Origin of the sequence: Sphingomonas sp. 2SG (genome assembly GCF_005503285.1) — a bacterium.
Taxonomy (GTDB): domain Bacteria; phylum Pseudomonadota; class Alphaproteobacteria; order Sphingomonadales; family Sphingomonadaceae; genus Sphingomonas; species Sphingomonas taxi.
The window spans coordinates 37,288-61,508 of the sequence record NZ_SCMZ01000010.1 but is presented as its reverse complement, the minus strand read 5'-3'; the positions used below and the strand labels follow the sequence as shown (position 1 = coordinate 61,508).

26 protein-coding genes and 1 tRNA gene are annotated in these 24,221 nt (G+C 69.1%); 21 read left to right on the top strand and 6 right to left on the bottom strand.

All coding sequences use genetic code 11. The features are described from left to right. The first annotated feature begins 5 nt into the window (after positions 1–5). Both FFS23_RS06330 and FFS23_RS06325 read left to right on the top strand, forming a co-directional pair. A complete protein-coding gene (locus tag FFS23_RS06330) occupies positions 6–794 on the top strand; it encodes a VOC family protein (RefSeq protein WP_137897913.1) in 789 nt (262 codons plus the stop codon). Further along, positions 791–1,249: an SRPBCC family protein gene (locus tag FFS23_RS06325; RefSeq protein WP_137897912.1), complete on the top strand. Its 459-nt coding sequence runs from the start codon at positions 791–793 to the stop codon at positions 1,247–1,249. Before FFS23_RS06330 ends, FFS23_RS06325 begins: the two co-directional genes overlap by 4 nt. 13 nt (positions 1,250–1,262) lie before the next feature. On the opposite strand, the gene FFS23_RS06320 is transcribed toward FFS23_RS06325, so the two are convergent. After that, positions 1,263–1,817 carry a J domain-containing protein gene (locus tag FFS23_RS06320; RefSeq protein WP_171009392.1) on the bottom strand — a complete coding sequence of 185 codons (555 nt, stop codon included), beginning with the start codon at positions 1,815–1,817 and terminating at the stop codon, positions 1,263–1,265. A 94-nt stretch (positions 1,818–1,911) separates the two neighbouring features. Between FFS23_RS06320 and FFS23_RS06315 the strand changes: the two genes are divergently transcribed. From FFS23_RS06315 to FFS23_RS06290, 6 genes are all read left to right on the top strand, one after another. Continuing rightward, positions 1,912–2,196, top strand: coding sequence for a BolA family protein (locus FFS23_RS06315; RefSeq protein WP_137897911.1), 285 nt, complete (start codon positions 1,912–1,914; stop codon positions 2,194–2,196). A gap of 4 nt (positions 2,197–2,200) precedes the next feature. Next, complete coding sequence (locus FFS23_RS06310) at positions 2,201–2,914, top strand: glutathione S-transferase (protein WP_038662337.1); 714 nt, start codon at positions 2,201–2,203, stop codon at positions 2,912–2,914. Positions 2,915–3,099: 185 nt separating this feature from the next. Then, entirely contained in the window at positions 3,100–3,549 is a 450-nt protein-coding gene (locus FFS23_RS06305; RefSeq protein ID WP_137897910.1) for an NUDIX hydrolase, read from the top strand. Continuing rightward, a complete protein-coding gene (locus FFS23_RS06300; protein ID WP_137897909.1) occupies positions 3,539–4,438 on the top strand; it encodes a pirin family protein in 900 nt (299 codons plus the stop codon). The genes FFS23_RS06305 and FFS23_RS06300 overlap by 11 nt, the downstream gene beginning before the upstream one ends. Before the next feature lie 160 nt (positions 4,439–4,598). Next, entirely contained in the window at positions 4,599–5,480 is an 882-nt protein-coding gene (locus FFS23_RS06295) for an alpha/beta fold hydrolase (RefSeq protein ID WP_137897908.1), read from the top strand. A gap of 222 nt (positions 5,481–5,702) precedes the next feature. Further along, the gene (locus FFS23_RS06290) at positions 5,703–6,185 is read left to right on the top strand and encodes an RcnB family protein (protein ID WP_137897907.1); all 483 of its coding nucleotides are present in this window, start codon (positions 5,703–5,705) and stop codon (positions 6,183–6,185) included. 180 nt (positions 6,186–6,365) lie between these two features. Here FFS23_RS06290 and FFS23_RS06285 read toward each other — a convergent pair whose 3' ends face one another. Further along, a complete protein-coding gene (locus FFS23_RS06285) occupies positions 6,366–7,460 on the bottom strand; it encodes a DUF2332 domain-containing protein (protein WP_137897906.1) in 1,095 nt (364 codons plus the stop codon). A gap of 61 nt (positions 7,461–7,521) precedes the next feature. Between FFS23_RS06285 and hisG the strand changes: the two genes are divergently transcribed. The 7 genes from hisG to FFS23_RS06250 all read left to right on the top strand — a co-directional run bounded on the left by hisG (position 7,522) and on the right by FFS23_RS06250 (position 15,150). Next, entirely contained in the window at positions 7,522–8,187 is a 666-nt protein-coding gene (hisG, locus tag FFS23_RS06280) for an ATP phosphoribosyltransferase (protein ID WP_249340549.1), read from the top strand. Further along, positions 8,184–9,479 carry a histidinol dehydrogenase gene (hisD, locus tag FFS23_RS06275; RefSeq protein WP_137897905.1) on the top strand — a complete coding sequence of 432 codons (1,296 nt, stop codon included), beginning with the start codon at positions 8,184–8,186 and terminating at the stop codon, positions 9,477–9,479. The genes hisG and hisD overlap by 4 nt, the downstream gene beginning before the upstream one ends. 76 nt (positions 9,480–9,555) lie before the next feature. Next, positions 9,556–10,296: a sugar isomerase domain-containing protein gene (locus tag FFS23_RS06270; RefSeq protein WP_171009390.1), complete on the top strand. Its 741-nt coding sequence runs from the start codon at positions 9,556–9,558 to the stop codon at positions 10,294–10,296. Between the two features lie 294 nt (positions 10,297–10,590). Next, positions 10,591–11,145, top strand: coding sequence for a fasciclin domain-containing protein (locus tag FFS23_RS06265; RefSeq protein ID WP_137897903.1), 555 nt, complete (start codon positions 10,591–10,593; stop codon positions 11,143–11,145). An 84-nt stretch (positions 11,146–11,229) separates the two neighbouring features. After that, entirely contained in the window at positions 11,230–11,688 is a 459-nt protein-coding gene (nusB, locus tag FFS23_RS06260) for a transcription antitermination factor NusB (protein WP_038662363.1), read from the top strand. A 278-nt stretch (positions 11,689–11,966) separates the two neighbouring features. Further along, complete coding sequence (gene thiL / locus FFS23_RS06255) at positions 11,967–12,866, top strand: thiamine-phosphate kinase (RefSeq protein WP_137897902.1); 900 nt, start codon at positions 11,967–11,969, stop codon at positions 12,864–12,866. 112 nt (positions 12,867–12,978) lie between these two features. After that, complete coding sequence (locus FFS23_RS06250) at positions 12,979–15,150, top strand: sodium-translocating pyrophosphatase (RefSeq protein ID WP_137897901.1); 2,172 nt, start codon at positions 12,979–12,981, stop codon at positions 15,148–15,150. Positions 15,151–15,196: 46 nt separating this feature from the next. Here FFS23_RS06250 and FFS23_RS06245 read toward each other — a convergent pair whose 3' ends face one another. Next, complete coding sequence (locus FFS23_RS06245; RefSeq protein WP_137897900.1) at positions 15,197–17,374, bottom strand: TonB-dependent siderophore receptor; 2,178 nt, start codon at positions 17,372–17,374, stop codon at positions 15,197–15,199. 215 nt (positions 17,375–17,589) lie between these two features. On the opposite strand from FFS23_RS06245, the gene infA reads away from it, so the two are divergent. From infA to FFS23_RS06220, 5 genes are all read left to right on the top strand, one after another. Continuing rightward, complete coding sequence (infA, locus tag FFS23_RS06240) at positions 17,590–17,835, top strand: translation initiation factor IF-1 (protein WP_017977808.1); 246 nt, start codon at positions 17,590–17,592, stop codon at positions 17,833–17,835. 15 nt (positions 17,836–17,850) lie between these two features. Beyond that, positions 17,851–18,420: a Maf family protein gene (locus FFS23_RS06235; protein WP_137897899.1), complete on the top strand. Its 570-nt coding sequence runs from the start codon at positions 17,851–17,853 to the stop codon at positions 18,418–18,420. After that, a complete protein-coding gene (locus tag FFS23_RS06230; protein WP_137897898.1) occupies positions 18,413–19,354 on the top strand; it encodes a ribonuclease in 942 nt (313 codons plus the stop codon). Before FFS23_RS06235 ends, FFS23_RS06230 begins: the two co-directional genes overlap by 8 nt. After that, on the top strand, positions 19,351–19,524 hold the full coding sequence (locus FFS23_RS06225) for a DNA gyrase inhibitor YacG (protein WP_081974399.1): 174 nt from the start codon (positions 19,351–19,353) through the stop codon (positions 19,522–19,524). The genes FFS23_RS06230 and FFS23_RS06225 overlap by 4 nt, the downstream gene beginning before the upstream one ends. Before the next feature lie 40 nt (positions 19,525–19,564). After that, a tRNA-Phe gene (locus tag FFS23_RS06220) sits at positions 19,565–19,640 on the top strand. 18 nt (positions 19,641–19,658) lie between these two features. On the opposite strand, the gene FFS23_RS06215 is transcribed toward FFS23_RS06220, so the two are convergent. The 3 genes from FFS23_RS06215 to FFS23_RS06205 all read right to left on the bottom strand — a co-directional run bounded on the left by FFS23_RS06215 (position 19,659) and on the right by FFS23_RS06205 (position 22,658). Further along, a complete protein-coding gene (locus FFS23_RS06215) occupies positions 19,659–20,015 on the bottom strand; it encodes a hypothetical protein (RefSeq protein ID WP_137897897.1) in 357 nt (118 codons plus the stop codon). Beyond that, positions 20,012–20,674, bottom strand: coding sequence for a protein-S-isoprenylcysteine O-methyltransferase (locus FFS23_RS06210; protein ID WP_212742916.1), 663 nt, complete (start codon positions 20,672–20,674; stop codon positions 20,012–20,014). Before FFS23_RS06210 ends, FFS23_RS06215 begins: the two co-directional genes overlap by 4 nt. Before the next feature lie 130 nt (positions 20,675–20,804). Continuing rightward, positions 20,805–22,658 (bottom strand): YhjD/YihY/BrkB family envelope integrity protein, encoded by a 1,854-nt coding sequence (locus tag FFS23_RS06205; protein WP_249340548.1) that lies wholly within the window; start codon positions 22,656–22,658, stop codon positions 20,805–20,807. A gap of 209 nt (positions 22,659–22,867) precedes the next feature. On the opposite strand from FFS23_RS06205, the gene FFS23_RS06200 reads away from it, so the two are divergent. Next, complete coding sequence (locus tag FFS23_RS06200; RefSeq protein WP_171009389.1) at positions 22,868–24,199, top strand: DUF418 domain-containing protein; 1,332 nt, start codon at positions 22,868–22,870, stop codon at positions 24,197–24,199. Positions 24,200–24,221: the final 22 nt, after the last annotated feature.

Below are 24,221 nucleotides of genomic sequence, written 5' to 3'. Positions count from 1 at the left end.
TTGCGATGCCACTGACCGACGGCTTGCCGATCTGGTTCGAACTGACGGCGCCCGATCCGGCCCGCGCCGCGCGCTTCTACGACCGCGTCCTCGGCTGGACGACGCAGCCGTCGCCGACGCCCGAACATGGCGGCTATTTGCTCGCCGCAGCCCCAGACGGCGTCAGCGTCGCCGGGATGATGGCGCCCCCGCCGGGTGCGCCGCCGAACGGCGGGTGGGGCATCTATTTCGCGACGCGCGATATCGCGGCGACGCTCGCCCTCGCACAGCAGCGCGGCGCTACGATCCTGCTCGCGCCGATGGCCATCCCGCACGTCGGCACGATCGCGATCCTGCGCGATCCGCAGGGGGTCGACCTCCGGCTCATGCAGCCCGTCGCGCAGGATGAGGCCGCCCCCTTCTCGCAGGCCCCCGATGCCGTCGGCCACGCGGTCTGGATCGAGCTCGCGACGCCCGATCCCGACGAAGCGCTCGCCTTCTACGGGGCGCTGTTCGGCTGGACGGCGGCGGGCGCGATGCCGATGGGGCAGATGGGCGACTATACCTTCTTCGCCGCCGGCGACGCGCGACCCGGCGCCGTCATGTCGAGCGTCAGCACGCAGGCACCGGCACGCTGGAACAGCTATGTCCTCGTCGCCGAGATCGATACGGCGATCGCGGCGGCGCAGGCGGCGGGCGGCACGGTGATCCAGGGCCCGGACGAGATCCCCGGCGGCGACTATTCCGCCAATATCCTCGATCCCGACGGCAGCCAGATCGGCCTCGTCGGTCCGCGCCGGAGCGCCACCGCATGACGGCCGCGCACGAGCTGTCGATCACCCGCCTGATCGACGCGCCGGTCGCCGCCGTATGGCGGGCATGGACCGAGGATACCGGCGCGTGGTTCTGCCCCAGGCCGTGGACCGCCGAATTCGTAACGCAGGAGCTCGTCGCCGGCGGCCGTTCGCAGATCGTCATGCGCGGCCCCGGCGGCGAGGAAAACCGGCTCGAGGGCGTCTATCTCGAGGTGGTGCCGCAGGTGCGCATCGTCGCGACCGACGCCTTCACCGCCGGCTGGCACCCCGCCGGCCCGTTCATGGTGCGGATCGATTCGTTCGCCGAAGAGGCCGGCGGCACGCGCTACACGGCAATTGCGCGGCACTGGACGGCGGAGGCGAAGGCCAGCCACGCCGCAATGGGGTTCGAGGCGGGGTGGAACGCCGCCGCCGACCAGTTGGAGGCGATCGCACGGCGCCTGGCTAGCGAATAGACGCCGCCCCCGGTCAGACGAAGGCCGGCGCCTGGCGCAATTGCTGATACGCCGCGATCACCGATTGCAGCCGCGCCTCGTGGCTGCGGTCGCCGCCGTTGCGGTCGGGGTGATATTGCCGCACCAGCTCCGAATAGCGTTTGCGCAGCGCCTGCCGGTCGGCATCCGCCGCCAGCCCCAGCACCTTGAGGCTCGCGCGATCCTGCCCCGACAGCGGCTTGCCGTCGTTCCGCTCGGGCGCGACCTCGCGACGGAAGCGCGCGCCGATCGCATCGAGCGGATCGTTGAAATCCGCCCAGCGCGGCCCCTGGTCGCCATAGCCCGCCCGCGCGAAGGCGCGCGTCTCATTTTCCCAGCCCGCCATCGGCCGTTGCGCCTGATGGATCTCGTCGGCGGTCATGCCGTCGAAATAATTGTAGCGGCTGTTGAACGCGCGGACATGGTCGAGGCACATCCAGCGGAACGCGCCCGGCCCGTTGCCCGTCGCCGCGCCTTCCAACGGCGGCGCGCGGAACTCGCCCGGCTCCTCGCATCCCGGTTCGGCGCAGACGCGGCCCTGGGCTTCCATCCGACCGTGGAACCGCGTCTGCGGCCGGTCCTTCTTCTCACTCGCGCGCGTCACGAACGCTCCCTAATTGGCGCAATGCCGATATATAGGCGCGATGACCGACACCGCTACCGGCCCGCTCGCCGACATCATCGCCGCCCGTCTCACCGCCGCGCTCGCGCCGACGCATCTCGAAGTGACCAACGACAGCCACCTCCATGCCGGCCATATGGGCGACGACGGCACCGGCGAATCGCACTTCACCGTCCTCGTCGAAAGCCCCGCCTTCGCCGGCGCCAGCCGCGTCGCGCGCCAGCGTGCGGTGAACCATGCGCTCGCCGATCTGTTGTCGACGCGCATCCACGCGCTCGCCATCAAGGCGCGCGCCCCCGGGGAGTAAGCGCATGGTCTATCGCTTGTGGTATTGGCCGACGATCCAGGGCCGCGGCGAGTTCGTCCGCCTCGCGCTCGAAGCCGCCGGCATTCCTTACGAGGATTGCGCCCGCACCCAGGGCGCCGAGGCGATGATGCAGGATCTCGCGGCGCGGGCGAAGACCGGCCGCGGCCCCTATGCCCCGCCCTATCTGGCGCTCGACGGCCATGCGATCGCGCAGGTCGCCAACATCCTCCACTATCTCGGCCAGCAGCACGATCTCGCGCCGTCCGGCCTCGCCGACCGCTACTGGCTCGACCAGCTGCAACTGACGATCGCCGACATCGTCGCCGAGGTGCACAACGTCCATCACCCGGTCGCGATGATGGACTATTACGACGACCAGAAGCCCGAGGCCGCCCGCGCCGCCGCGCAGTTCCGCGACGAGCGCCTGCCCAAATATCTCGACCATTTCGAGGCCGCCGCCGCGCAAGGGGCCGGCGACTGGCTGTTCGCCGATCGTTGGACCTATGGCGACACCTCGCTGTTCCAGCTCGTCGAGGGACTGCGCTACATGTTCCCCCAGCGGATGAAGACGCTGGCGCCGCGCTACCCCGCCCTTCTGCGCCTGCACGCCGCGGTCGCCGACCTGCCCGGGATCCGCGCCTATCTGGCGAGCGAGCGCCGCCTGCCGTTCAACACCGACGGCATCTTCCGCCACTATCCCGAACTCGACGCGGCGTAGCGCCCAAGACGCCCGTCTCCGACCAACCGTTCGTGCTGAGCCTGTCGAAGCACAGGTGAGTCTCAACGCCCTTGGACAGGCTCAGGGCGAACGGGGGGGCCGGACAAGCCCTTGGCAAGCCCGGAACATCACCGTTTCACCATTGCCGCCTTCGCGCCGCCCCCGCGACCGGGTAAGGCCACGCAATGGCCCGCATCCCCCGCCCCGCCGCGCGCATCCTCCTCGTCGACGGCGAGGATCGCGTCCTGCTGATGCGCTTCACCCCCGACGATCGCCCGCCGCTCTGGTGCACCCCCGGCGGCGCAGTCGATCCCGGCGAAAGCTATGCGCAGGCCGCCCGCCGCGAATTGTGGGAAGAGGTCGGCCTCGACCTCGACTGCGGGCCGGAGGTGGCGCAGCGCACCTGCGAATTCCTCACTTTCGAGCGCGTCGAGGTGATCGCCGACGAACGCTATTTCCGCGTCGACATCGATCGGCACGAAGTCCGCGCCGGCGCGCTCACCGAATTGGAGCAACGCGTCCTCGCCGGCTCGCGCTGGTTTGCGCGGGCCGAACTGGCCGATTGGCCCGAAACCATCTATCCTGCTGATCTCGAACAGCTTCTCAGCGAAACGGAGCCTGCCCGTGCTCGATGACTTCGTGCTCCAGACGATCACCCCGGTCACCCACGACCTCGGCGGCTTCAAGGTCCACCGCACCCTCCCCAACAAGGAGCGGACGATGGTCGGCCCGTTCCTGTTCTTCGACCAGATGGGGCCCGCGCATCTCGAGATCGGCAACGGCATCGACGTGCGGCCGCACCCGCATATCAACCTCGCGACGGTGACCTATCTGTTCGACGGCGCGATCGACCATCGCGACTCGCTCGGCACGCGCCAGCGGATCGAACCCGGCGCGGTCAATCTGATGACCGCAGGTCATGGCATCGTCCATTCGGAACGCTCGCCCGGCGACGAGCGGAAGGCCGGCCCGGCGCTGTCCGGCATCCAGACCTGGCTCGCGCTGCCCGAGGCGCAGGAGGAGATGGCGCCCGGCTTCGAACACGTCGCCAAGGCGGAATTGCCGACGATCGCCGCGCACGGCGCCCGCGCGCGCATCATCATGGGCGATCTGTGGGGCCAGCGCGCGCCGACCACCACCTATGCCGGCACGATCTACGCCGATATCGTGCTCGACCCCGGCGCGAGCGTGCCGATCGACGCCGCCGCGGAGGAACGCGCGGTCTATCTCGCGATGGGCGAGGCGACGCTGGAGGGCGTGCCGCTCGAACCGATGAAGCTCTACGTGCTGCGTCCGGGCATCGCCGCGACGCTGCGCTCGGGCAGCGGCGGTCGCGCGATGCTGGCGGGCGGCGACGCCTTCCGCACCCCGCGCCACGTCTGGTGGAATTTCGTCTCGTCGAGCCGCGAGCGGATCAACGAGGCCAAACGCGCATGGAAGGCGGGCGAATTTCCCGTCGTCCCCGGCGACGACAAGGAATGGATCCCCATCCCCGAAGTCCCGAATACGGTGAGCTATCCCTGACCGAGCATTCCCCGTCATCCCCGCGAAGGCGGGGATCCATACACGCTGACGATGCGGCTCAAGCAGGAACCCGCGCGTCTGGATCCCCGCCTCCGCGGGGATGACGACCGTGGGAAATGGCAGGAGGGAAACAGGAGAGCCTCATGACCCCAGTGTTATCATGACCCCAGCGGTACAGCGCATCGCCCTTCCCACCGGCGTCGAACTCGACGTCGCCATCGCCGGCGCGCCCGACCGGCCACCGGTGATCCTGCTCCACGGCTTTCCCGAATCGCACCGGACGTGGCGCGGCATCCTGCCCGACCTCGCCCGCGATCATTATGTGATCGCCCCCGACCAGCGCGGCTTCGCCCGGTCCTCGAAGCCCGAAGGCGTCGAGGCCTATGCCGCCGACAGGATCCTCGCCGACCTGATCGCGCTCGCCGATCACCTGAACATCGACCAGTTCACGCTGGTCGGCCACGACTGGGGCGGCGCGATCGCGTGGATGGCGGCGCTCGCCCGGCCCGACCGCGTCGCGCGGCTGGTGATCGTCAACGCGCCGCACCCCTATCTCTTCCAGCGCGCGCTGTTCGACGAACCCGAGCAGCGCAAGGCGAGCCAATATATCACCCGCTTCCGCGACACGACGATCGACCGGGGCCTGACCGGCGCCGGCCTCGAGAAGTTCCTCGGCTCGACCTTCGCGCATCACGTCACCCACGCCATCGCCGGCGCCGACAAGGCCGCCTATCTCGACGAATGGTCGCAGCCGGGCGCGATGACCGCGATGCTCAACTGGTATCGCGCCTCCACCGTCATCGTCCCCGCGATGGACGAGGCGCCGCCCCGCCCCGCTTTCCTCGATCGTCCCTTCCCGCCGGTAACGCAGGACACTTTGGTGATCTGGGGGATGCGCGATTCGGCGCTGCTGCCGGTGCTGGTCGACGATCTCGGCCCCTATGTGCCGAAGCTGACGGTCGAGAAGATCGACGCCGGTCATTTCGTGCCATGGGAAAAGCCCGAAGCGGTCGTCGCCGCGATGCGGCGCTGGAATATCTGAGGGCGTCTCCACCCTCACCCCTCGGCGCTACGCGCCTTTCCCCTCTCCCGCCGGGAGAGGGGACGAGACGGCGCAGCCGGCGAGGGGTGAGGGCGAGCACGCGCACCCAGCTTTCGTTTTGCTGACCAAAACATTCCTCGTGCGTTCAGCCGCATAGGCGGAAAAGGCCGCCATGCTCTTCGCCGTCCCGACGGCCGAAGCGCGCCATAGAGGAGAGTTACGATGCGTAAGATCATCATCGCCGCCATCGCCGCCGCGACCGTCCTGCCCGCCGCCGCGGCGAGCGCGCAGAGTGCCCGCGAGGTCCGTCAGAGCGAACGCGAAGTCCGCCAGAGCCAGCGCGATCTCGCCCGCGCCCGCGCCTATGGCGACCGCGGCGATATCCGCGAGGCGCGCCGCGAGGTCCGCGAGGATCGCCGCGAGCTGCGCGAGGACTGGCGCGACTATCGCCGCACGCACGGCGACGTCTATCGCCGCGGCGTCTATGCCGGTCCGCGCGGCTATCGCTACCGTCCGGTGAACGTCGGCTATCGCTTCACGCCGGAATATTACGGCCAGCGTTACTGGATCAACGATTACGGCACCTATCGCCTGCCGCGTCCGGGCTACGGCTATCAGCGCTGGGTCCGCTACGGCAACGACGTCGTGCTGGTCGACACCCGCTCGGGCCGCGCGGTGCAGGTCTACAACCGCTTCTTCTATTGATGATCGGGGCGGGAAGGGTTCGCGCCCTTCCCGCCGACGATCGCTATCCCTTGTTCGTCATCCCGGCGAACGCCGGGACCCATGGTTTCGGTGTCGTCGGCGAGGCGCGATGCGGCAGCGATGCGCATCCATGGGTCCCGGCTTTCGCCGGGATGACGGAAACAGGGAATCTTATCCCTTTCAATCCGCCTCATACGCCCCGCGCCGCATCACATAGTCGCGCGTCTCATACGGCGGCGCCAGCCCCTCGACCCACGCGCCATGCGCGTGCGTCAGCGCCACCAGCTCCATCGGCGTCTCGCCGGGCCATCCGCGCACGCGCACCTCATGACGGTGGAGATCGCGGTTCGGCTCCATCATCACCCAGCCGAGCGGCCGGTCCACGCTCGCCCGCGCCGCCGCCATCGCCGCGACGATCCGCGCCCGCCCCTCGGCCGGAAGATACTGCCACACCACCGAATGCATCAGCACCCGCGTCACCCCCGCCGCCTGCGGCTCGGCGAGCCGCGCCTCGACCCAGTCGGCCGCATCGCCCTGCACCAGATCGACGCCGACGCGCTGCACCTCGCCGATCGCCGCGGCGAGCCGCGCGAGCCGCTCCTGCGCATCGACCCAGACATAGGCCTCGAGCCGCGCCGCCTGCGCCGGATCGCCGACATCGACCGGTGCGATGTCGACGCCGCGCGCGCCCACGACGTCGACCGTCGCCACGGGCGGCGCCACGCCACGCCATTCCGGCACGATCCGCACCGCCGCATCCTCCGGCCCGACCGTCACGCCCCCGAGATCGAAGCGATAGCGCCCGAGCATCAGGTTGAGCCCCGCGCTCGACCCGATCTCCAGCACCTCGACACGCGGCCCGAACCGCGTCGCGAGATGCAGCAGCCCGGTCATCAGCCCCGCCGACCGCGCCGCCTCGTTGGTCTGCGGCGGCCCGTCGAGCCACGGCAGCAGCGCCGCGTCACGGTCGCGGACCACCCGCCCGAGCGTTGCCGCAACCGCCGCCTCATCCGTCACCACACCGTCGAACACCTGCGACAGATCGGCATCCGCGCTCGCACGATGCAGCGCATGCAGCCCGCCGACCAGCCGCAGCACCACCGCATCCGCCACCGGCTCGCCTGGCCAGTCGAGCACCCGCCGCCCGGTCGCGCTGGTCCGATCGAGCGCCTGCCCCAGCGCCACGCAGACCCGCGCCGTCACCGGCGCCGCCATCGCCCCGCAATAGCCCGCCTGCACCGCGAATGCCGCCCGATTCTCCGCTTCGCCCGCCATCGACTCGCCTCCTCGTCGCGCTCTGTTGCGCCCACCCCTGCCCGCCAGTAAAGCCCGGGCCGTGTCGACACCCCCCTTAGTCATCGCCGTGCCGAAAGGCCGTATCCTCGCCGAGGCGCTGCCGCTGCTCGCGCGCGCCGGCATCCACCCCGAAGCCGCGTTCGGCGACGAGAGCAGCCGCGCGCTGCGCTTCGCCACCGACGTGCCGCATATCGAGCTGATCCGCGTCCGCGCCTTCGACGTCGCGACCTTCGTCGCGCACGGCGCCGCGCAGCTCGGCATCGTCGGGTCCGACGTGCTCGCCGAATTCGCCTATTCGGAACTCTATGCGCCGGTCGACCTCGGCATCGGCCATTGCCGCATCTCGGTCGCCGAGCCCGCCGCGATGGCCGCGACCGACGATCCGCGCGGCTGGAGCCACGTCCGCGTCGCCACCAAATATCCGCACACCACCGCGGCGCATTTCGCCGCGCGCGGCGTGCAGGCCGAATGCGTCAAGCTCAACGGCGCGATGGAGCTGGCGCCGACGCTCGGCCTCGCGCCGCGCATCGTCGACCTCGTCTCCTCGGGCAAGACGCTCAAGGAAAACGGGCTCGTCGAGGTCGAGGTGATCGCCGAGGTCACCAGCCGCCTGATCGTCAACCGCGCCGCGATGAAGACCCGGCCCGAGGTCGTGCCGCTGGTCGAGGCGTTCCGCCGCGCCGTCGCGCAGGAACAGGCGGCATGATCCGCCTCGACACCCGCGACGCCGGCTTCGCCGACGCCTTCACCGCCTTGGTCGAGGGCCGCCGCGAAGCCTCCGCCGACGTCACCCGCGACGTCGCCGCGATCATCCGCGCGGTCCGCGACGACGGCGAGGCCGCGGTCGAAGCCTTCACCCGCAAGCTCGACCGCCACGATCTCGCCGAAACCGGCTGGCGCATCGAACCCGCCACCTGCGCCGCCGCCTATGCTGCGCTCGACCCATCGTTGCGCGACGCGCTCGACCTCGCCGCCGCACGCATCCGCGCCTATCACGAACGCCAGAAGCCCACCGACAGCGATTATGTCGACGAGGCGGGCGTCCGCCTCGGCGCGCGCTGGCGCGGCGTCGACGCGGCGGGCCTCTACGTTCCCGGCGGCCGCGCCGCCTACCCGTCGTCGCTGCTGATGAACGCCATCCCCGCCAAGGTCGCGGGCGTCGGCCGGCTGGTGATGGTCACGCCGACGCCCGATGGCCAGATCAACGATCTCGTCCTCGCCGCCGCGCATCTCGCCGGGGTGGACGAGGTGTGGCGGATCGGCGGTGCGCAGGCGATCGCCGCGCTCGCTTATGGCGCCGGCCGCATCCTGCCGGTCGACGTCGTCACCGGCCCCGGCAATGCCTGGGTCGCCGAGGCCAAGCGTCAGGTCTATGGCGTCGTCGGCATCGACATGGTCGCCGGCCCCAGCGAGATCGTCGTCGTCGCCGATGCGCTGAACGACCCGCAATGGACCGCCGCCGACCTGCTCAGCCAGGCCGAGCACGACGTCACCACGCAATCGATCCTGTTCACCGACGACGCCGCTTATGCCGACCGCGTCGCAGCGGCGGTCGACGAGGAACTGGCGATCCTCCCCACCGCCGCGGTCGCCCGCGCCGCCTGGGACGCCAATGGCGCGATCATCGTCGTCGAGTCGCTCGAAGCCGCCTGCCCGCTGGTCGACCGCCTCGCGCCGGAGCATCTCCAGCTCGCCGTCGACGACCCGCAAGCCCTGTTCGACCGAGTCCGCCATGCCGGCAGCGTCTTCCTCGGCCGCCACACGCCCGAGGCGATCGGAGACTATGTCGCCGGCCCCAACCACGTCCTGCCAACGGGTCGCCGCGCCCGCTTCGCCAGCGGCCTGTCGGTGCTCGACTTCATGAAGCGCACCAGCTTCCTCGGGCTCGACGAAGCCGCGCTGGCCAAACTCGGCCCCGCCACCGTCGCCCTCGCCCACGCCGAAGGCCTGCCCGCGCATGCCCGCTCGGTCGCGCTGCGGTTGCGGCTGAACCGCTGAGGGAATGATGGCCGTCGTCCCTGATCTGCGATAAGCTGCCCCACGCGCATGGCAGCATGGTGCGGGGGCGGTGGATATGGGGCGGTTTACCCGGGACTATCGAGACGCGATCGTCCGGTCGCTCGATGAATTTGTCGCGTCACAGGACGATGCCTTCGACCGTGGCTGCGACGCGGTGGCATCGGCGCTTTCGGCGGACCGCATCATCTACGTGGCGGGCAGCGGCCATTCCCACCTGATCGCGGAGGAAGCCTTCTATCGCGCCGGCGGTGTCGCTGCGGTGCAAGCGATGCTCGACCCCGACCTGATGCTGCATGTCAGCGCGACGCGCTCGTCATCGCTGGAGCGCGAGCCGGGCCGTGCCGAGGCGCTGCTGGCCAACTATCCCGTGGCGGCCGGCGACGTCGTGGTCGTTGTGTCCAATTCCGGGCGCAACGCCTTCCCGATCGAGATGGCGCTTGCCTGCCGATCGCGCGGGGCGACCGTGATCGCGATCACCTCGCTGCGCCATTCGCGCAGCGTCGATTCCCTCCACCCATCGGGGCAGCGCCTGTTCGAGGTCTGCGACATCGTCCTCGACAACGGCGCGGTTCCCGGCGACGCCAGCGTCCCGGCCGGCCCGCATGGCCCGAGGATGGGCCCGACATCCACCATCCTCGGCGCATTCATCATCAACGCGCTACTGGCGGAAGCGACGGCGCGACTGGTCGAGCGTGGCATCACGATCGACGTCTATCAAAGCGCCAATACAACGAACGGCGACATCGCCGCCGCCGACATCGCCGCCCGCTGGAAGCCACGCCTGAAAGGCCTTTGACGCAAAGAAATCTGATCGCGCGGAGGCGGAGGCGCGGAGGTCTTGCGCTAGGATTGTGGCCAAGTTCCATCGTAACCCGCTTCGAGGTCAAGGGGGCCGCGATCGGAGGCTGCCGTTCCAACTACCCACATCATCTCTGCGCCTCTGCGCCTCTGCGCCTCTGCGCGAACAAAACCCTTCTTCGCCTTCGCGCCTTCGCGTGAATCAATTCAACGGCAAAGCATCCCCGACCACATCGCCGACGTACCTCTCATCAGCAACCCGCAAAGGGTGCGCCAAGAGAAGGATGCTCCCATGACCAAGACCCATTTCCGCGCCGGGCTCGCCGCCGTCGCACTGCTCGCCGCCGGCCCTGCCATGTCGGCCGCCAGGAACCCGATGGTCGGCGGCGCCGCGATGTACCCGACCAGGACGATCGTCGAGAATGCGGTCAATTCGAAGGATCACACCACGCTCGTCGCCGCGGTCAAGGCGGCGGGTCTCGTCGACACGCTCTCCGGCCCCGGCCCGTTCACCGTCTTCGCGCCGACCAACGCCGCCTTCGCCAAGCTCCCCGCCGGCACCGTCGATACATTGGTCAAGCCCGAGAACAAGGCGACGCTGACCAATATCCTGACCTATCACGTCGTCGCCGGCACGATGACGTCGAAGCAGATCGCCGCCGCGATCAAGGCCGGCGGCGGCAAGGCGACGCTGACCACGGTGCAGGGCGAGCCGCTCACCGCGTCGATGATGGGCAACACGCTGATGCTCACCGATGCCAAGGGCGGCACCAGCCACGTCACGATCAAGGACGTCATGCAGTCGAACGGCGTCATCCACGTCGTCGACACCGTGCTGATGCCCTGATCCCGCTTCGGGCCGCGGCGCGCACGGCGTCGCGGCCCGGCAGAGGGGTGACGGATCGCGTCAATCCGATTACAGGCCCGCCGGATGTCCCGAAGCTCCAACCGCACCCAGGCGCGCGCCGCCGCCCGCCTCGCCGCCGTCCAGGCGCTCTACCAGCACGAGATGGAAGGCACCGCGGTGCCGTCGCTGCTCCATGAATTCCACAATCACCGCCTCGGCGCGACGATCGAGGATGCGGAATATGCCGACGCCGACGTCGATTTCTTCGACGACCTCGTCAAGGGCACGACCGCGCGCGCCGGCGAGATCGACCTCGCGATCGAGAAGAAGCTCGCCAAGGGCTGGACGCTCGCCCGCCTCGACAAGCCGATGAAGGCGATCCTGCGCGCCGGCACCTACGAGCTGATGGCGCGTGCCGACGTGCCCGTCGGTGCGACGATCAGCGAATATGTCGACGTCGCCCACGCCTTCTACGAGCGCCGCGAGGCCGGCTTCGTCAACGGCCTGCTCGACGGCATCGCCAAGGACGTGCGCACGGCGTAGCTCCAATTCCTTCCCCGCCGGGGCAGGGCAATCGCATATGGGCACTCGTGCGAGCCTGTCGTCTTCCAAGCCCACCCGTCACCCCGGACTTGTTCCGGGGTCCACTCTGCGGCGAGGAGAAAGGCCTGATTCGACACCGTTCTCTCGCGGCCCGGTGGACCCCGGAACAAGTCCGGGGTGACGAATCTGATGAGGAAACCGATCGAGCCTCGTCACTGCAGCCATATGCGATAGCCCTGCCCGCCGGGGGGAGGGCTTGGAAGGACAGGCCGAGCATCATGACCGAAACCGACTTCCTCACCGCGTTGCGCGCCCTGCCGCTCCATCCGGCGGCGCGGGGGCTGCGCGACGACACCGCGCGGCTGCTCCACGTTCCCCTCGTCGTCACCACCGATACGCTGGTCGAGGGCGTCCACTTCCTCAGCGACGACACGCCGCAGGACGTCGCGTGGAAGCTCGTCGCCACCAACCTCTCGGACATCGCCGGCAAGGGCGCCAAGCCCGATGGCATCCTGCTCAACTACCCGCTCTCCGACGATGCCTGGGATCGCGCCTTCCTCGCCGGCCTTGCCGAGGTGCTCACCGCCTGCGGCACCAGCCTGCTCGGCGGCGACACGGTGACGCTCCCCAAGGGTGCGCCGCGCGTCCTCACCGTGACCGCCTTCGGCTGCGACACCCCCGCACCGCCGCGCGGCGGCGCCGGTGAGAATGACGCGCTCTGGGTCACCGGCACGATCGGCGACGCCGGCGCCGGCCTCGCCATCGCACAGGGCGCCGAGGGCCCGCCGGAACTCGCCGCGCGCTACCGCCGCCCGACCCCGCGCCTCGCCGAGGGCCGCGTGCTCAGCCGTATCGCGCATGCGATGATGGACGTCAGCGACGGCCTGCTGATCGACGCCGCACGTATGGGCGAAGCGAGCGGCCTCGCCGTCCATCTCGATCTCGCCGCGGTGCCGCTGTCCGCGCCCTATCGCGCCTTCGCCGGCGACGACCGCGCCGCGCGCGTCGCCGCCGCAACCGCGGGCGACGATTACGAACTGCTCTTCGCGATGCCCGCCAACGTCGTCCCGCCCGTCGTCGCCACCCGCCTCGGCCGCTTCGCCTGCGGCAACGGACTGCATCTGCACGACGCCGGCGACCCCTTGCCCCTACCCGCCCGCCTGGGCTTCGAACACTAGCCGTATCGCAACGGCGCGCTTGCGCTCCCCGCGCCCGCGCCATAGCCTCCATCCAAGCGCCACGAGACCGGGACACATCGGCCGTGCGTCAACAGGAGAAGGAGATGCGAGAATGACCACGGTCTTCATCGCCATCCTCTGCGGCGTCATCGCCGTGGTCTATGGCTTCGTCACCAGCCAGCAGGTGCTGCGCGCCTCGCCCGGCGATGCGAAAATGCAGGACATCGCCGCCGCCATCCAGGAAGGCGCCAAGGCCTATCTCGGCCGCCAATATACCACCATCGCGATCGTCGGCGTCATCGTCGCGGTCATCCTGTTTGCCGCACTGGGCGCGATCTCGACGATCGGCTTCGTCATCGGCGCCCTGCTGTCGGGCGTCGCCGGCTATGTCGGCATGAATATTTCGGTCCGCGCCAACGTCCGTACCGCCGAAGCCGCGCGCCATTCGTTGCAGGGCGGCCTCACCATGGCGTTCCGCTCGGGCGCGGTCACCGGCATGCTCGTCGCCGGGCTCGGCCTGCTCGCGATCAGCGGCTTCTTCTGGTATCTCACCGGCCCCGCCGGCCACGCCCCCAACGATCGGATCATCGTCGAGGCGCTGACCGCGCTCGCCTTCGGCGCATCGCTCATCTCGATCTTCGCGCGCCTCGGCGGCGGCATCTTCACCAAGGCGGCCGACGTCGGCGCCGACCTCGTCGGCAAGGTCGAGGCGGGCATTCCCGAGGACGATCCGCGCAACCCCGCGGTGATCGCCGACAATGTCGGCGACAATGTCGGCGATTGCGCGGGCATGGCCGCCGATCTGTTCGAGACTTATGTCGTCACCTTGGGCGTCACGATGATCTCGATCGCGCTCCTCATCCGCGCCGACGCCGCCGAGCTGATGCGGCTGATGAGCCTGCCGCTGCTCGTCGGCGGCGTGTGCATCGTCACCTCGATCATCGGCACCTATGCCGTCCGCCTCGGCAAGGGCAGCATCATGGGCGCGCTCTACAAGGGCTTCTGGACCTCGGCCTTGCTGTCGATCCCCGCCATCTATCTCGCCACGCACTATGTGCTCGGCGACCTCCATCGCACGATCGGCAGCGCCGGCTTCCTCGACGCGGTGTCGGACGACCTCACCACCGGCTTCGACCAGCCCGCCGCGGCGGCGGGGGCGATCGCCAGCTTCACCGGCATGGACCTGTTCTGGTGCATGGTGATCGGTCTTGCCGTCACCGGACTGATCGTCTGGATCACCGAATATTACACCGGCACCAATTATCGCCCGGTCAAGTCGATCGCCGCCGCCAGCCAGACCGGCCACGGCACCAACGTCATCCAGGGCCTCGCGATCAGCCTCGAATCGACCGCGCTCCCCACGTTGGTGATCGTCGTCGCCGTGATCGCCACCTATCAGCTCGCCGGGATCATCGGCATCGCCTTCGCCGCGACCGCGATGCTCGCGCTCGCCGGCATGGTGGTGGCGCTCGACGCCTACGGCCCGGTCACCGACAATGCCGGCGGCATCGCCGAGATGGCCGGCCTGCCCGACGACGTCCGTAGCCGCACCGACGCGCTCGACGCGGTCGGCAACACCACCAAGGCGGTGACCAAGGGCTATGCGATCGGCTCGGCGGGGCTCGCCGCGCTCGTGCTGTTCGGCGCCTATACGACGGACCTCCAGACCTATTTCCCCGACGTCACCGTCGATTTCAGCCTCTCGAATCCCTATGTCATCGTCGGGCTGCTGCTCGGCGCATTGCTCCCCTATCTCTTCGGCGCGTTCGGCATGACCGCGGTCGGCCGCGCGGCGGGCGCGGTGGTCGAGGAGGTGCGCGGCCAGTTCCGCGACAATCCGGGCATCATGCTCGGCACCAGCCGCCCGAATTACGGCCGCACCGTCGATCTCGTCACCCGCGCCGCGATCCGCGAGATGATCGTGCCCTCGCTGCTGCCGGTGGCGAGCCCGATCGCACTCTACTTCATCATCACCGCGGTGGCGGGCCAGGCGCAGGGTTTCGCCGCGCTCGGCGCGATGCTGCTCGGCGTGATCGTCTCCGGCCTGTTCGTCGCGATCTCGATGACCAGCGGCGGCGGCGCATGGGACAATGCCAAGAAATATATCGAGGACGGCAATTACGGCGGCAAGGGATCCGAGGCGCACAAGGCCGCGGTCACCGGCGACACCGTCGGCGATCCGTACAAGGACACCGCCGGCCCGGCGGTCAACCCGATGATCAAGATCACCAATATCGTGGCATTGCTGCTGCTGGCGGCGCTGGCGGCGGGCGGCGGCGGCTGACGATAGCCCCCCGTCCCCCCGCCGACTTTGGAGGTGCCCGCCGTCGTCAGAGTCGGCGGGCGAGCGTCAGGCGCCAGTTGCGTGGCTGGCCCGGCGTAATGCGATCGAGGCAACAGGAATCGGGGAAATAGCGTTCTCCTAGGATGTTGTTGACGCTGAGCAGCAGGCTCCATCGGCCGATCACGTAGGACAATCCTGTATCGACCAGCACATAGGAAGGCAGCCGATAGGTATAGGCCTCCGTCATCGAACCAGCCCGACTGCTGTTGTAGATGAGGCCGAGATTGCCGCCGACATTGGCCAACGCTCCATCCTGAATGACATAGCGGCCGTACAAGCTGACATTCTGTCGAGGGATGTTCTGCAGTTCCGAACCGGCGGGAAGGGTGTCGTCGTTCAGTACCGTGGCATGGATATAGGCGTAGGCGGCGTTCAATGATGCCCCCGGCGCCGGAGACCATTGGCCTTCCACCTCGACGCCGCGGCTCCGCTGCCTGCCGACGACACGCGAAAACTGCGGAAAGGCGAGGTCGGCAGTCAGCACGTTCTGCCGCTCCAGATCGAAGAGCGCGACCGTGGCGTTGACCGCATTGCCGCTCGGCGCGATCTTGAGTCCGGCTTCGATGTTGCGGCCATGTTCGGGCGGTGCTTGGCCGATGACGCTGGGATTGCCGTTGGCATCATAAGCGACGATGATCTGCGATCCGAATTGCGGGGTGAACGATCTCGCCCAGGCGGCATAGGCGACCATGCCCGGCACTAACGCATAGGTCGCACCGACCCTCGGGCTGAACGCGGTCTGTGTTTCGTCGTTCGAGGTCACGCGATCCCATCGCGCGCCGAGTGTCGCGGTCAGGCGTTCGGTGAGGCTCACGTGATCCTGCACGTAATAACCGATCTGCCGGTTCGCCCCCGCATTCGAGTAGGGAGAGGACTGCGGGCGCAGCGGCGTGTCATAGTCCGGTGTAACGACATCGAGAGGGAGATGCGTCGGATTGAAATCACCGTCGCCCTGCGATCGCACTCGTCCCTGCCGGTAGTCGATTCCGGCGAGCAAATTGTGGCGAATCGATCCGGTTGCGACTTTGGCGGTGGCGCGGTTGTCGATGGCGAAGTCGTTGTTGATGCCGTGGAACGGGCCGTAATAATAACGTCCCAGTCGGCGCCCGCGCTGGATGCCGTCGACGACCTCGTCATCCAGGAATCCCGCGACGAACAGCCACCGGTCAAAATCACTGGTGCGATGAGTGTAGCGCACCGTCTGGCTGACACCGATCGCGTCGTTGAACTGGTGCGACAGGATCGTGCTTATCGACGCGCGCTCCTGATTGTAGATCGGTCGCTGCCCGCCGCCGTTGTTGATGGAAAAGTCGATCGGGGTCGGACCATAGGCGCTTGGCAACACCGTACCCCAGGCGCTCAGTGGCGAGAATGGGTGGTCGCGATCGCGCTGGTAGACGCCGAGTACGGTCAGGCTGGTCGCCGGTCCGCTCCGCCATGTCAGCGCCGGTGCGACATAGACGCGGTTCTGACCGGAATTGCGCACGAAGCTGCCGACATCGCGATAGACGGCATTGAGCCGCGCCGACCAACTGCCGTCACGGGTCAGCGGCGCGTTGGCATCCACCGCGCCCTCAACCAATCCATAGGAGCCGGTGGACAGCGACAGATCGGCGAATGCCTCGCCCTGCGGCCGCTTGCTGACGAGATTGACGATGCCGCCGAGTGGCGCCGAACCGAACAGCGCGGATGCCGGACCTTTTACGACCTCCACCTGCTGCAGACCGGCCAGTTCGTTGTTGGTCCCTGTACCCGCCTCACTCAGCAGTCCGTCGAGATATACGCTGCCATAAGCGGCGTCATAGCCGCGGATCGTATAGGCGTCGAAGAAGCCGTAGGTGCTGCTGCGCGACACGCCCGCCACCGTACGCAGCGCATCGGCAAGCCGCGTCGTACCGCGGTCGCGCAGCATGTCCGCGCTCACCACTGATATCGCCTGCGGCGTCTCGATCAGCGGGACATCGGTCTTGCCGGCATCGACGGGGCGATGCGCCTCGGCGGTTACCACGATATCCTCCGCCTCCGCGTCGCGGGCTCCCATATCTTGCGCAAACGCAGCAGGTACGGCTGCAAGGCTGGCAAACGCCGTCCCCACAAGCAAAGTCAGTCGCATGATCGTTCCCCCAATATTTCCCACCCTCAGACTAATAGGAACGATTCGCATTATCAATATACAGCTTGCGAAGGATGCGCGGCCGGGCTGTGAGGATGGCCGCTGGGCTTGCCGATCCGATCCCCGCTCCCCACATCGTGATCGCTACCGAAAACGAGCTGCGCGAAGGCCGCGAAGGCCGCGCGTGCTCACCCGCCCCCATTGCTTCCCTTTTTCGGCAGCCTGCGCTAAGGGCGCGCCCGAAGCACGCGAATAGAGGTTGATTTTTGGCCAAGGAAGAATTGCTCGAGATGCGCGGCCGCGTGGTGGAACTGCTCCCCAACGCGATGTTCCGTGTCCAGCTCGAAAACGATCACGAAATTCTCGGACATACCGCCGGCAAGATGCGCAAGAACCGCATCCGCGTGCTGGTCGGCGACGAGGTGCTGGTCGAACTCACCCCTTATGACCTGACCAAGGGGCGGATCACCTACCGCTTCATGCCCGGTCGCGGCGGTCCCGGCCCGCAATAAGCGGCCGCGACTCCCGTGTCGCTCGTTCTTGCCTCCTCGTCCCCGCGCCGCCGCGAATTGCTCGGCCGCCTCGGCCTCGTCGCCGACCGGATCACCGCGCCCGATATCGACGAGGCGCCGCTGCCTGCCGAACGTCCGCGCGACTATGTGCTGCGCATCGCCTGCGCCAAGGCGCGCGCGGTCGACCGTGCACCGGACGATGTCATCCTCGCCGGCGACACCACGATCGCGGTCGGCCGCCGCATCCTCGGCAAGCCGGCGGACGAGGCCGACCTGCGCCGCATGCTGGCGCTGCTGTCCGGCCGCCGCCACCATTGCCTGTCCGCGGTCGCGGTGATCGACACCGCGGGGACGCTGCGCCATCGCCTGTCCGACACGGTCGTCGCCTTCCGCCCGCTCGATGCCGCCGAGATCGATGCCTATGTTGCCAGTGGCGAGGGCGAGGGCAAGGCCGGCGGCTATGCCATCCAGGGCCGCGCCGAGGCCTTCGTCCGCTTCCTCCACGGCAGCCATTCGGGCGTCGTCGGCCTGCCGCTGATGGAGACGCGCGCGCTGTTGCGCACCGCCGGCCTGCCGCTTGCCTGAATGGCTCTATGAGGCCGGCATCGGCGAGGCGCGCGCCGCGCTGGTCGAGGACGACCGCATCGTCGAGGCCGCGATCGAACGTCCCACCCCGCTTCGCCTCGGCACCGTTGCCCGCGCGCGCCTGGTCGAACTGACCGCCGGCGGCATGGGCCGCCTCGACATCGCCGGCCATGACGCGGTGATCGCGCGCATCCCCCCCGGCATCACCAAGGGCGCCGCTTTCACCAGTCAGATCGTGCGCGAGGCGATCCCCGAAGCCGGCCGCGCCAAGCCCGCCCGCGCGGTCGCCAGCGATGCGGCGATCGGCGAAGGCCCCGACCTGCTCGCCCGCCTCCACGCCACCGGCCTGCCGGTCCGCACGCTGCGGCCACACGAACCCGACGCGTTCGAAGCGGCCGGCTGGTCCGAACTGCTCGAAGAGGCGACCGGTGGCGAGATCGTCTTTCCCCTCGGCGGCCTGCGGATGTCGCCGACCCCGGCGATGACGCTGTTCGACGTCGACGGGCCGCCGCCGCTCGATCCGCTCGCCATCGCCGCCGCGCGCGCTGTCGCGCTGGCGATCCGGCGCCATGCGATCGGCGGCTCGATCGGCATCGACTTCCCGACGCTCGCCAACAAGGCGGCACGGCAGGCGGTCGCCGAGGCGATCGACGCGACGTTGCCGCCACCGTTCGAGCGCACCGCGGTCAACGGCTTCGGCTTCCTGCAAATCGTTCGCTCCCGCCCGCGCGCCTCGCTGCCCGAGCTGCTGCGTGCCGACCCGGTCGCTGCCGCCGCGCGCGCGGCGCTGCGCCGGCTCGAGCGCGAGCCGCCGGGCAGCCCGCTTCACCACCGCCTGCCGGCCGCGGTCCACGCCTGCCTGACCAGCCACCCCGACTGGCTGGCGGAGCTCGCCCGCCGCACCGGCGTCACCCACCGACTGGACTGCGCATGACCGACAAGACCTGCCCGATCTGCAGCAAACCGGCGACGCCGGAGCACACGCCCTTCTGCTCGCGCGGCTGCCGCGACCGCGATCTGTTGCAATGGCTTGGCGAGGGATATCGCCTGCCGGTGAAGGACGAAGAGAAAGACGGGGTAGACAGCATCGATTCCGCTGACTAAAGGCCGCGCTCCGATCGCGAGCATCCTCGCTTTCCACCCTGCCCGGGTAGCTCAGTTGGTAGAGCATGCGACTGAAAATCGCAGTGTCGGCGGTTCGAATCCGTCCCCGGGCACCACTTCCCCGCCGTCGCGGGTCAAGCCATCTCCATCATCACCACGGTCGAGGCGAGCGCCCCGGCGAAGATTGCGCGTGCCGTCGGATCACGTCGCGCCGTCATGCACGGCGCCAGCCGATGCAGACGCCCGGGATCGGCGATCAGCCGGCACAGCAAGGCCTCGTCGCCATCCGGCCCAAACGGACATCCGCGGCAGAGCGGCCGGCCGAGACACGCCTCCCCCAGGGTCATGACGCTGTCGATCACCGGCGCCAGCATGTCATAGCCGAGCGGCGCGAGCAGCGCGTGAAGCCGCTGCTGCACCGGCTCGCGCCGGTCGCGCGCCGCCCGCCAGCAGCGCGCGGCCCGGGCGATCACGGTCGAGGGCACGGTCATGACCGCACCCGCGGCCACAGCCGTCCCACCCGCGCGCAATAAGCGTCATACGCCTCGCCGAACCGCTCGCGCAGCATCGCTTCCTCCTGCGGCACGCGCAGCCACCACATCGCGGCGAAAGCAGGTATGGCGAGCATCCCGCCGACGCCATTGTGGATCAGCAAGGGCTGCACCAGCACGGCCAGCCAGATCGCCACATACATCGGGTGCCGCCACCGCGCGTAGACGCCGCCGGTGACGAGATCATGTCCGTCACGCACTTCCAGACCCGGGCTCCAGTTGCGACCGAGATCGGCGTGGCTGCGCCAGAAGAGCCAGAGCATCGGCAGCAGCGCGAGCGCGCCGACCGCCGTCGCCCAGTCGGGCAGGCGATAATCGGCGAAGGCGAACAGTCCGGTGGCGAGGTGCAGCAACGGCAGCAGCATCATCGTCGCGAACATGCCGGTCAGCAGCAGCACCTCGTCCCGCCCCTTGCGCACCGTGACGACGCGGTTGCTGCGGTTGCGGGTCGCGTGCGGCAGGCGGATCGCGGTCATCGCGACGACCATCGCCAGCCAGGCGACCGCCCCCCAGCCGTTCTCGCGCCATCGGAACAGGGCGGCGATGATGAGGAGCATGGCCGCCACCAGCATCAACTGGGTGCCCGCACCGCTCATCATCGGTCGGATATCGTCGTCAGACCGCCGTTGCGCTTCGATCCCACCGGTCACCATCTGCCATCTCCCTATCTGCTATTGCGAGTCTGTAGCAGATAGGGAGATGAGGTGCTACCGTTTGCAGACGGCGCGGTCAGCGGTTCAGTGGCGACGCCGCAAACCGTCGCAGCAAGGCGGCGACATCGTCGTAGCGTGCCACCGCGCCACGCAGCGCCGCCTCGTCGAAACCGCCAGAGCGGACCGCCACCGCGGCCACGCCGCAGCGTTGCGCCGCAGTGATGTCATAGGGCGTATCGCCGATCACGATCGCACGGCCCGGTGCGACGCCCGCCTTGGCCAGTGCCGCGGCGAAGATGTCGCCCGCCGGCTTGCTGGTGGCGACGTCGTCCTTCGACACCGTCGCATCCACCACGTCGGCGATGGCGAGGAGGCGCTGGTAATGCGCCAGATCCTCGCTGCTTGCCGACGAGGCGAGCACTACCCTGCGCCCGCTCGCCGCGACACGCCGGACGAGTTCGGCGGCACCCGGGAACGGACGGACGCGGTCGCGATAACTCGCCCTGAACAACTCGCCTTGTCGCGTCGCCAGCCGTTCACGATCCTTTGGCGCCAGCGCCGGCAGCAACGCGGGCACGAGCAGGTCGCCGCCCTTGCCGATCTGGCCGCGGATCGCGTCGCGATCGACCGCATGCCCGGCTTCGACGAAGGCGGCGTGCCACGCCTCGACGTGGAAATCGTTGCTGTCGACCAGCGTCCCGTCGAGATCGAACAGCACCGCCTGCACCTGCGCCCGCTCCCGCGTCAGCCACGCGGCCAGCGCGCTGGCGCCGAGTACGGCGACGCCGGTTCGCGCCTGCCCCCGCTTGCGCAACAGGCGCAGGCCGAGCGTCGCTGAGGCGCTGGTGATCAGCCCGGCCTTGCCGAGCCCCGCGACCTGCCCCGCCCGCGCCGCCGCGCGGCTTGCCGCAAAGTCGGCGGCGGCGTGGCCATCGCGATCGGCGGGCAACGCCGCCTCGCCGTCGTCGCGCACGCCGCGCGCCGCGCCGTCGCCGGCGACGTGATCCGCCACCCACGAGCCGCGACTGCCCAGCGGCCGGGCGGCGCCGGTGGTGGTATCGGCCGCGGTCTGATGTTCCAGCTCGGCGTTCAGTTCGGCACCGAAGACCAGGATATAGGCCGACAGGTAGAACCAGGTCAGCATCACTACCACCGCGCTCAACGAGCCATAGGTCGCGTTGTAATTACCGAAATTGGCGACGTAGAGGCCGAAGCCCAGGCTGAGCAGCAGCCACCCGCCCGCGGCGAACAGCGAGCCCGGCGTCAGCCAGGTCCAGCGCGCCCGTGCCCGCGACGGCCCGAAGCGGTAGAGCGCCGCCGCCGCGGCCGAGCCGGCGACGAGCAGCAGCATGTACGAGGCGAGCTTGCCGCCGACCACGACGACGCCCGGTGCCCCCGGCAGCAGCGCCTCGAGCTTGGCGAGTGCCGCGATCGCCAGCGCGGCGACCAGAGCGACGATCACCGCCGCCGCGGTGATGCCGAGCGCGAGCAAATTGACCCGGATGAAGCCGCGCTTCTCCTCTTCCTCATAGGCGATGTTGAGCGCGGTGATCACCGCGCCGGCGCCGTTGCGCGCACCGAACAGCGCCAGCGCCAGCGCGAGCAGCAGCCCGAAGCCCTTCTTGCCGTCCGACGATTTGACGACGTTCATCAATTGCTCGCCGACCAGCGTCGCGGCATCGGCGGGCATCACCGCCGCCAGCCGGTTGACGTCGGCGATCACGGTCTGCTGATCGGCGATCAGGCCGTAGCTCAGCACGGTGACGCCGAGCAGCGGCACCAGCGCCAGAAACCCGTAGAAGGCGACACCGGCAGCGATCAGGCCGACATTGTCGCGGCCGGTCTCCGCCCAGGTCCGTTTGAGGACGGCCTTCCAGCCGCCCGCCGGCAATGCCCAAGGGCTGTGCACCCCGTGTTCGCGATCGTCCATGCCCGTCACCCCCATCAACGCTGATCGTCGTGCAAGGGCGAACCGGCGTCGCGGCGCACGGTTCCGCGGCGATCGGTCTGCGTGGCGCATCCCGCTATGACACGACGTTAACCGCTTGTAACGGATGGTGTCCGGGACCGACTTGGCGCATTGGCGGGCGGGGTCCGGACATGCTCGCGTCCGTGCGACCCATGGCAGGTTATCCGAACATGAACGCGCCTTTCCAGCCGACCGCCCCGTATCGCACGACCGACAGTCAGCCGGCGCAGCGCATCCACACGCTGGACGTGCTGCGTGGCATCGCGATCTGCGGCATCCTGTTGATGAACATCCATGGCATGGGCGATGTCGCCGATTATCCGCTGACCCGCTTCCCGGCCGGCTGGACCGGCGAATGGATCGCCTGGGGGCTACAGACGCTGTTCGTACAGGGTGCGATGCGCGGTCTGTTCACGATGCTGTTCGGCGCGAGCATGGTGATCATGCTGCGGCGTGCCGAGGGGGCGGATCCGTCGCCGCAGCCGCTCGATGTCTGGGTGCGGCGATCGCTGGCGTTGATGGGCTTCGGCGTCGCGCAATGGCTGCTGTTCCTGTGGCCGGGCGAGATCCTGTGGAATTACGGGATCAGCGGCCTGTTCCTGCTCGCCTTCCGCGCCGTGCGTCCGCGCACGCTGCTGCTCGCCGCCGCGCTGCTCACCGCCGGCCTCGCGGCCAACGCCGCGGTGTGGACGCATCAGCAGGTCGCACAGCTCGAACAGGGACAGGCCGCCGGCCTGCGCCTCGCCCGCGGCCTGCCGGTGAGCAGCGACGATCGCCTCGCGATCCAGGCCGAGCGCGATCATCGCACCAGCATCCGCCCCACCGCCGAAGAACGCGCCGAGCGGATCGCCAAGCGGACGCACGCGCTCACGCTGCTCCACTGGAGCGGCGGCTATTGGATGCGCGAGAATCTGACGATCACCGGCTGGGTCGACATTGCCGAGAGCATCAGCTTCATGCTGATCGGCATGGCGCTGTTCCGGCTCGGCATCCTCACCGGCGCGGCGCCCGCGGCGACCTATTGGCGGATGGCGATCGGCGGCTATGCCGGCGGATTGCTGCTCCGCGGGCTGCACGTCGCGCTGTTGGCGAAGACCGGGCTCGACATGGGCTCGCCCGCGGCGCCGGGATGGGCCTGGGTGGTCATGGAGGCGGCGTTCGAGCCAGCCCGGCTCTTGGTGACGATCGGCCACGTCGGGCTGGCGGTGCTCGCCTTCCGCGGCGGATGGTTCGGCCAGGCGGTGACGCTGCGCGCGCTCGGGCGGATGACCTTGTCGGTCTATTGCCTGCAATCGATCCTCGGTGCGCTGATCTTCTATGCGGCGGGCTATGTCGGCGTCTTCACGCTGCCGCAGCTGTGGCTAATCGCCGCGGCGATCTGGTCGGTCTCGGCGATGCTGTGCCGCTGGTGGCTGGCCCATCACGAAATGGGTCCGGCGGAACGACTGTTGCGGCGCATATCCTACGGACAAGCCGACAAGGCGCGCGCGGCACCGCTCTGAGGCGCTCTACAATGATGTGAGG

Bases quoted from the DNA above. Each gene is read 5' to 3' on its own strand.
- FFS23_RS06215 (WP_137897897.1), bottom strand. From the start codon at position 20,015: ATGACCGTGCCCTCGACCGTGATCGCCCGGGCCGCGCGCTGCTGGCGG.
- FFS23_RS06290 (WP_137897907.1), top strand. From the start codon at position 5,703: ATGCGTAAGATCATCATCGCCGCCATCGCCGCCGCGACCGTCCTGCCC.
- FFS23_RS06265 (WP_137897903.1), top strand. From the start codon at position 10,591: ATGACCAAGACCCATTTCCGCGCCGGGCTCGCCGCCGTCGCACTGCTC.
- FFS23_RS06315 (WP_137897911.1), top strand. From the start codon at position 1,912: ATGACCGACACCGCTACCGGCCCGCTCGCCGACATCATCGCCGCCCGT.
- FFS23_RS06285 (WP_137897906.1), bottom strand. From the start codon at position 7,460: ATGGCGGGCGAAGCGGAGAATCGGGCGGCATTCGCGGTGCAGGCGGGC.
- hisD (WP_137897905.1), top strand. From the start codon at position 8,184: ATGATCCGCCTCGACACCCGCGACGCCGGCTTCGCCGACGCCTTCACC.
- FFS23_RS06210 (WP_212742916.1), bottom strand. From the start codon at position 20,674: ATGATGAGCGGTGCGGGCACCCAGTTGATGCTGGTGGCGGCCATGCTC.
- FFS23_RS06310 (WP_038662337.1), top strand. From the start codon at position 2,201: ATGGTCTATCGCTTGTGGTATTGGCCGACGATCCAGGGCCGCGGCGAG.
- thiL (WP_137897902.1), top strand. From the start codon at position 11,967: ATGACCGAAACCGACTTCCTCACCGCGTTGCGCGCCCTGCCGCTCCAT.
- FFS23_RS06250 (WP_137897901.1), top strand. From the start codon at position 12,979: ATGACCACGGTCTTCATCGCCATCCTCTGCGGCGTCATCGCCGTGGTC.
- FFS23_RS06245 (WP_137897900.1), bottom strand. From the start codon at position 17,374: ATGCGAATCGTTCCTATTAGTCTGAGGGTGGGAAATATTGGGGGAACG.
- FFS23_RS06270 (WP_171009390.1), top strand. From the start codon at position 9,556: ATGGGGCGGTTTACCCGGGACTATCGAGACGCGATCGTCCGGTCGCTC.
- FFS23_RS06325 (WP_137897912.1), top strand. From the start codon at position 791: ATGACGGCCGCGCACGAGCTGTCGATCACCCGCCTGATCGACGCGCCG.
- FFS23_RS06205 (WP_249340548.1), bottom strand. From the start codon at position 22,658: ATGGACGATCGCGAACACGGGGTGCACAGCCCTTGGGCATTGCCGGCG.
- FFS23_RS06225 (WP_081974399.1), top strand. From the start codon at position 19,351: ATGACCGACAAGACCTGCCCGATCTGCAGCAAACCGGCGACGCCGGAG.
- FFS23_RS06200 (WP_171009389.1), top strand. From the start codon at position 22,868: ATGAACGCGCCTTTCCAGCCGACCGCCCCGTATCGCACGACCGACAGT.
- FFS23_RS06295 (WP_137897908.1), top strand. From the start codon at position 4,599: ATGACCCCAGCGGTACAGCGCATCGCCCTTCCCACCGGCGTCGAACTC.
- FFS23_RS06320 (WP_171009392.1), bottom strand. From the start codon at position 1,817: ATGGAAGCCCAGGGCCGCGTCTGCGCCGAACCGGGATGCGAGGAGCCG.
- FFS23_RS06330 (WP_137897913.1), top strand. From the start codon at position 6: ATGCCACTGACCGACGGCTTGCCGATCTGGTTCGAACTGACGGCGCCC.
- nusB (WP_038662363.1), top strand. From the start codon at position 11,230: ATGTCCCGAAGCTCCAACCGCACCCAGGCGCGCGCCGCCGCCCGCCTC.
- FFS23_RS06305 (WP_137897910.1), top strand. From the start codon at position 3,100: ATGGCCCGCATCCCCCGCCCCGCCGCGCGCATCCTCCTCGTCGACGGC.